This window comes from Candidatus Allofournierella excrementavium, assembly GCF_048526665.1.
In the GTDB taxonomy this organism is placed as follows: domain Bacteria; phylum Bacillota; class Clostridia; order Oscillospirales; family Ruminococcaceae; genus Allofournierella_A; species Allofournierella_A excrementavium.
On the sequence record NZ_DBGFPE010000025.1, the window covers coordinates 34,746 to 42,194 of the forward strand.

General features: G+C 61.8%; 5 protein-coding genes. All 5 read left to right on the top strand.

Annotation, left to right across the window (positions count from 1 at the left end; genetic code table 11):
• Positions 1 to 192 precede the first annotated feature (192 nt).
• Positions 193 to 2,199: a 1,4-alpha-glucan branching protein GlgB gene (gene glgB, locus ACMI1Q_RS06930; RefSeq protein WP_419503244.1), complete on the top strand. Its 2,007-nt coding sequence runs from the start codon at positions 193 to 195 to the stop codon at positions 2,197 to 2,199.
• A gap of 68 nt (positions 2,200 to 2,267) precedes the next feature.
• A complete protein-coding gene (locus ACMI1Q_RS06935) occupies positions 2,268 to 3,482 on the top strand; it encodes a glucose-1-phosphate adenylyltransferase (protein WP_330059058.1) in 1,215 nt (404 codons plus the stop codon).
• The gene (glgD, locus tag ACMI1Q_RS06940; protein ID WP_330059059.1) at positions 3,476 to 4,600 is read left to right on the top strand and encodes a glucose-1-phosphate adenylyltransferase subunit GlgD; all 1,125 of its coding nucleotides are present in this window, start codon (positions 3,476 to 3,478) and stop codon (positions 4,598 to 4,600) included. Before ACMI1Q_RS06935 ends, glgD begins: the two co-directional genes overlap by 7 nt.
• A 96-nt stretch (positions 4,601 to 4,696) precedes the next feature.
• Positions 4,697 to 6,115, top strand: a complete 1,419-nt coding sequence (locus tag ACMI1Q_RS06945; RefSeq protein WP_394979388.1) for a glycogen synthase — start codon at positions 4,697 to 4,699, stop codon at positions 6,113 to 6,115.
• Between the two features lie 260 nt (positions 6,116 to 6,375).
• Positions 6,376 to 7,287 carry a serine hydrolase gene (locus ACMI1Q_RS06950; protein WP_419503245.1) on the top strand — a complete coding sequence of 304 codons (912 nt, stop codon included), beginning with the start codon at positions 6,376 to 6,378 and terminating at the stop codon, positions 7,285 to 7,287.
• The last annotated feature ends 162 nt before the right edge of the window (positions 7,288 to 7,449 follow it).

Here is a 7,449-nt window from a genome sequence, read left to right on the forward strand (position 1 = left end):
AAACCGGCGCTTTTCCAAAACTATTGTGAATACCCAAGGATTATTCAACAACACTGTTAAAATTGCATAAAACGAGGAAAAACAAAATTGCTTTTTTAGCAGTATATGACAGAAAACCCTTGAAAAGCACCCCGAAAATGAGTAAGATTATATGTGAAAGTGAGGCGTAAGGCCCACAGGGAGGGAGACACCGTGAAAAAACAGAATAATCCGGCCGATCTGCCCATATACCTGTTCAAGCAGGGCAACAATTTTGAGGCATATCGGTTCTTCGGCGCTCATTTCGACTGCCGGGGCGGGGACGAAGGCGTGGTGTTCCGCGTCTGGGCGCCCCACGCCAAAGCCGTCAGCGTGGTGGGCGATTTCAACAGCTGGGTGCCGGGTTCCCACCCGATGGCCAAGCTGGACGAGGGCGTCTGGGAGGCGTTCATCCCCGGCATCCGCGAGTACGATGTGTACAAGTTCTGCCTGACCACCCGGCAGGACGAGCTGCTGTTCAAGGCGGACCCCTACGCCTTCCATGCCGAGACCCGGCCTTCCAACGCCAGCAAGGTCTACCGGCTGGAGGGCTATGAGTGGAACGACGGCGAATGGGAGGCGCAGCAGAAAAAGCGCGACCCCCTCACCGCCCCCATGAACATCTACGAGCTGCACGCAGGCAGCTGGCGGCTCAAGGAGAACGGCGACCCCTATAACTACTCCGAGCTGGCGGACGAGCTCATCCCGTACTTACTGGACATGCACTACACCCACGTGGAGCTGCTGCCCATCACCGAATACCCCTACGACGGAAGCTGGGGCTATCAGGTCACCGGTTACTTCGCCCCCACCAGCCGCTACGGCACCCCCAAGGACTTCATGAACTTTGTGGACAAGTGCCATCAGGCGGGCCTGGGCGTCATCATGGACTGGGTGCCCGCCCACTTCCCGAAGGACGGCTTCGGCCTGTACATGTTCGACGGCGAACCCTGCTACGAGGACCCCAACCCCCGCCGGGGCGAGCACAAAGAGTGGGGCACCATGGTGTTCAACTACGGCATGCCCGAGGTGGAGAGCTTCCTTGTGTCCAGCGCGCTGTATTGGGTGGAGCAGTTCCACGTGGACGGCCTGCGGGTGGACGCGGTGGCCAGCATGCTCTATCTCGACTACAACCGCCGCGACGGCGAGTGGGAGCCCAACCGCTACGGCGGCAAGGAGAACCTGGAGGCCATTGCGTTCCTGCGCAAGCTGAACAGCACCGTGCTGGGCCGCCACCCCCACAAGCTGATGATCGCCGAGGAGTCCACCGCGTGGCCGATGGTCTCCAAGCCCGCGGAGGACGGCGGCCTTGGCTTCAACTTCAAGTGGAACATGGGCTGGATGAACGACATGCTCAGCTACATGAGCACCGACCCGCTCTTCCGCTCGGGCAACCACAACAAGGTCACCTTCAGCTTCTTCTACGCTTTCAGCGAGAACTTCATCCTGCCCATCAGCCACGACGAGGTGGTGCACGGCAAGTGCAGCCTCATCAACAAGATGCCCGGCGACTACGAGGCAAAGTTCGCCAACCTGCGCACCTTCTACGGTTACATGATGGCCCATCCGGGCAAAAAGCTGCTGTTCATGGGCCAGGAGTTCGGCCAGTTCATCGAGTGGAACGAGGCCAAGGCGCTGGACTGGATGCTGCTGGACTACGACCGCCACCGCCAGCTGCGCCAGTATGTGAAGGACCTGAACCGCCTGTACCACGACCTGCCGGACTTCTGGCAGGTGGACTACAGCTGGGAGGGCTTCCAGTGGGTGGTGCCGGACGACAACGCCCAGTCGGTCATCGCGTTTTTGCGGCGCGATGCGGCGGGCCACACCACCTTGGTGGTCTGCAACTTCAATCCCGTCCTGCGGGAGGGCTATCAGATGGGCGTGCCGGTGGCCGGCACCTACAAGGAGCTGCTCTCCAGCGACGACGAGGCCTACGGCGGCAGCGGCGTGCACAACAAGCCTCTGCGCAGCCACAAAAAGCCGATGCACGGCTTTGACCAGAGCATCAGCGTCACCTTGCCGCCGCTGAGCACCGTTTATTTCTCGGTGCCGCAGCCCAAAGAGGCGAAGCCTGCGGCAAAAAAGCCCGCCAAAAAGACGGCGGCAAAAAAACCTGCGGCCAAAAGGCCCACGGCGAAAAAGGCGGCCAAGCCCGCCAAGGACGCCGAAAAGGCCTGAAGACCGCTTCGGGGAATCGCAAAATGCACTAACGGCGGCCTCTGGCCGCCGATAAGGGGAGAAGTAGTATGAAAGAATGTATCGCTATGCTGCTGGCCGGCGGGCAGGGCTCACGCCTGTATGCCCTCACACAACGGCTGGCAAAACCCGCAGTTCCCTTCGGCGGAAAGTATCGCATCATCGACTTTCCGCTGTCCAACTGCGTCAACTCGGGGATCGACACGGTGGGCATCCTGACCCAGTACCAGCCGCTGGTGCTCAACGAGTACATCGGCAACGGCCAGCCCTGGGACCTGGACCGTCTGTACGGCGGCGTCCATGTGCTGCCCCCCTACCAGACGGCCACCGGCTCGGACTGGTACAAGGGCACCGCCAACGCCATCTATCAGAACATCAACTTCATCGACCGCTATGAGCCCAAGTATGTGGTCATCCTCTCCGGCGATCACATTTACAAGATGGACTACTCCAAAATGCTGGACTTCCACAAGGCGAAGGGCGCCGACTGCACCATCGCCGTGATGGAGGTGCCCTGGGAAGAGGCCAGCCGCTTCGGCATCATGACCGCCGACGAGGAGGGCACCATCACCAAGTTCGAGGAGAAACCCAAGGAGCCCAAGAGCAATCTGGCCTCCATGGGCATCTACGTCTTCTCCTGGGACAAACTGCGCAAGTTCCTCATCGAAGACGAGGCCAACCCCGCCTCCGACAACGACTTTGGCAAGAACATCATCCCCAACATGCTGGCCAGCAAGGAAAAGATGGTGGCCTATCCCTTCGAGGGCTACTGGAAGGACGTGGGCACCATCGACAGCCTGTGGGAGGCCAACATGGACCTTTTGAACCCCAAGATGCCGCTGGACGTCTGGAGCGACGAGTGGAAGATCTACTCCCGCAACTCCGGCATGCCCGGCCAGTGGGTGGGCGAAAACGCCGAGATCGATAACTCCATGATCACCGAAGGCTGCAAGGTGGAAGGCAAGCTGGTGCAGAGCGTGCTGTTCGCCGGCGTCAAGGTGGGCGAGGGCGCCGTGGTGGAGGACTCCATCATCATGCCCGGCGCGGTGGTCGAGCCGGGCGCCAAGGTGCGCTATTCCATCATTGCCGAAAACGTGACCGTCAAGAGCGGCGCGGTGGTGGGCGAGCGCCCCGAGGACATGGACAACCTGGACAACTGGGGCGTCGCCGTTGTGGGCGAAGGCGTCACCATCGGCGTGAACGCCAAGGTGGGTCCCAAGGCCATGGTGGTCAAAGACGTAAAGGATGGTGAGGAGCAATGGTAAAGTCCAACACGGATGCCCTGGGCATCATTTTCCCCAATGCATATGACAGCCTGATCCCCGAGATGGTGACCCAGCGCACGATGGCGTCCATCCCCTTCGGCGGGCGCTACCGCATGATCGACTTCGTGCTGTCCAGCTTCGCCAACGCGGGCATCAGCAACGTCTCCATCATCGTCAAGCAGAACTACCATTCCCTGATGGACCATCTGGGCTCCGGCCGTGAGTGGGACCTCACCCGCAAGCGGGGCGGCCTGAATCTGGTGCCCCCCTACGCCGAGGCCAACGTCAAGATGTACCGCGGCCGCGTGGAGGCCCTGGCCAGCATCGTGGATTTTCTGGCGGACCAGAAAGAGGAATACGTGGTGATGAGCGATTCCAACATCGCTTATAACTTCGACCTGAACAAGCTCATCGAGGCCCACGTGGCCACCGGCGCGGACGTGACCGTGATGTACGAAAAGCGGGAGATCCCCGCCGGCCTCAAGGACGACAACTACACCCTGCGCATCCAGGACGGCCGGGTCACCGAGCTGCTCTGCAACGACTACCGCCCCGGCGTGCAGAACCTGTCCATGAACGTTTACGTCATCCAGCGTGAGGCCCTCATCACCATGGTGAAGGACGCCACCATCCGCGGCCTTGTCTACTTTGAGAAGGACATCCTGGCCCGCAACCTGGAGCTGCTGAACGTGCAGGGCTACGAATACACCGGCTACACCGCCCGCATCGCCGACTGCCGTACTTACTTCGAGGAGAACATGCGCCTGCTGGACCCCGCGAACCTGGACGCGCTGTTCCCTGCCGAGCTGCCGGTCTACACCAAGGTGCACGACAACGCCCCCACCCGCTACGCCATGGACAGCCACGTGAAGAACAGCGTGGTGGCCGACGGCTGCATCATCGAGGGCGACGTGGAGAACTGCGTGCTGTTCCGCGGCGTGAAGGTGAAGAAGGGCGCCAAGGTGAAGAACTGCGTTCTGATGCAGAACACCATCGTGGAGCCCGGCGCCCATGTGGAGTATGTGGTCACCGACAAAAACGTGAAGATCACCACCGACAAGGCTCTGGCCGGCAGTGACACCTTCCCGGTGTATGTTGCGAAGAACCGCACCGTATAACGCCAAAAGAGGGCGCAAGCCCTCTGACTCTCTCCCCAGGGGCGGGGGCCCTGCACAGGGCCCCCGCCCCCTCCCCATAAAACAAGGAGGAACCTTATGAACGTTTTATTCTGCGCGAGCGAGGCCAACCCCTGGGCCGCCTCCGGCGGTCTTGGCGACGTGGCCGGCAGCCTGCCCAAGGCACTGGTGCAAAACGGTGTGGACTGCCGTGTGGTCATGCCGCTCTACGGCGATCTGAAATACCGGGACGAACTGGAATACATCACCAACTTCAGCGTGCCTGTGGGCTGGCGCAGCCAGTATTGCGGGCTGTTCAGCGCCAAGCGGGACGGCGTGACCTTCTATTTCCTGGACAACGAGTATTACTTCAAGCGCACCGGCCTCTACGGTTTTTATGACGACGGCGAGCGCTTTGCCTTCTTCAGCCGCGCGGTGCTGGAGATGCTGTTCTACACCGACTTCACCCCCGATGTGATCAACGCCAACGACTGGCAGACCGCCCTGGTGCCGGTGTATCTGAACCTCTACTACCGCCATCTGGACAAATACAGCCACATCAAGACCGTGTTCACCATCCACAACATCCAGTACCAGGGCAAATACGGCCTGGACATCCTGGAGGACACCTGCGGCATCGGCCGGCGGGACGCCCACATCGTGGAGTACGACGGCTGCGCCAACTTTATGAAGGGCGCCATCGAGACCAGCGACAAGGTGAGCACCGTGAGCCCCACCTACGCCGGTGAAATTCTCGACCCCTGGTTCAGCCACGGGCTGGACGGCCTGCTGCGCCAGAAGCAGTACAAGCTGTGCGGCATCCTCAACGGCATCGACGTGGACAGCTACAACCCCGAGACCGACCCCAACATCCCCGCCCACTACAACGCCGACACCTTCGCCGAGGGCAAGGCGGAGTGCAAGCGCCGCCTGCAGGAGCAGTTCGGCCTTGCCCAGGACGGCAGCCCCGTGATGGCCATGGTCACCCGACTGGTGGGCCACAAGGGCGTGGATCTGGTGCGGGACGTGGCCGAGGGCCTCATCGACCAGGGCATTGAACTGGTCATCCTGGGCAACGGCGAGCACGCCTACGAAGCCTTCTTCAACGATCTGGCGGGCCGTCATCCGGGCCGTGTGGGCGTGTACATCGGCTTTGTGCCCCCGCTGGCGCGGCAGATCTACGCCGGCGCGGACATCTTCCTGATGCCCTCCAAGTCGGAGCCCTGCGGTCTGGCCCAGATGGTGGCCTGCCGCTACGGCACCATCCCCGTGGTGCGGGAGACCGGCGGCCTGAAGGATTCCATCCACGACTCCGGCGACGGCTGGGGCAACGGCTTCACCTTCCAGCAGTACAACGCCCACGACCTCTACGAGGCCTGCTGGCGCGCCAAGGAAGGCTACTGGCACAAGGACGGCTGGCCCGTGCTGGTGCACCGCGCCATGTGCTGCGACTTCAGCTGGAACGTCTCCGCTCACTCCTATATCGACATGTACCAGCAGGTGATGAACCTCTGGTAAGGCCCATCGGCTAGCGGGGCCGGGCTGCCTGTTTTGGGCGGCCCGGCCCCTTTTTTGACCGGGAGGAGCGCTGTTTCAAAGTTGTAAAAATACTCGTGAAGAAATGCAAAAATTCGCGAGGGGGTCTGGAAAAGCGTCGAAACAGGTCTATAATAGGGGTATGCCCGCTGCCGTCGGGAAAGCGGCAGCGGGCAGGAAAGAGAGTGACCTTCGGAATGTCAGGAAGCAGACAAACCACACACAGAAAAAAGGGCAGCCCCGTGCCCACGCTCATCCTGCTGGTGCTGGCGGTGTTCGCCATGCTGGCGGCGCTGTGGTACTGGAGCGAAAGCGCGCTGCCGGTGAATGGCGCGGACGCGCAGGAGCCGTCCGCCCCGGCGTCTCAGCCCGCGGCCGTGCCGGAGGCCACCCCGGCCCCCACGCCCAGCCCGAAGCCCACGCCGCTGCCCGAGGTGCTGCTCACCGACGAGGCGGCCGCCACGCTGGACGCTTTTCTGGACGCCCAGCCCAGCACCGTGTCGGTCTGGCTGCAGGACCTGACCACCGGCGATACATACACCTACAACGAGTCCTCCGGCTTTTACTGCGCCAGCACCCTGAAAGCCCCCTACGCCCTGTGGCTGGCCCAGCGGGACGTGGCGGGGGAGATCGACCTGGATACGGAGTGGAACGGCTCCACCGGCTGGGACCGCATCTACACCATGATCTCGGTGAGCTCCAACGACGCGGCCCACGGCCTTGCGGGCATGTGGCCCGCCACCGCCGACACCGGCTTCCAGGACTTTTTGGCCCAGCTGGGCTTCGCCGCTCCCGAAGGCTGCGAGATCACCAAGGAGGAGGGCATCCACGGCTGGACCACCGCCCGGGACGGCGGCCTCTCCATGCTGGCCCTCTACGAGTATTTTGAGACCGACACCGAGAACGCCCGGCAGCTCAAGCAGGCCTTCCTGGACGCCCAGCACGACTACCTGTGGTTCCCGGCGCCCGCAGCCAAAAAGTACGGCAGCTGGGACAACGCCTTCCACGACATGGGCATCGCCTACTCCGAGCGGCCCTACATCCTGTCGGTGTTCACCAGTTACGGCACCCAGGACGAGCCTCCCGCCGAGGGCATCGAGATGATGCAGCAGCTGGGCCATCTGGTGGCCGAGGTGCTGGGGCAGGGAGAATGAACCCCTGCGTTTTTGCATAAAAAAGCCGCCGTGCCCGGCGATGCCGGTGCACTTGTCAAGCAAAAGTAGACACAGAAAAGCAATTTAGAGGAAGCCCCGTTCAGACCTGTACTGAACGGGGCTTTTATAGCCCAAAGCGGCGGCAGGTCGATCATGATTGAA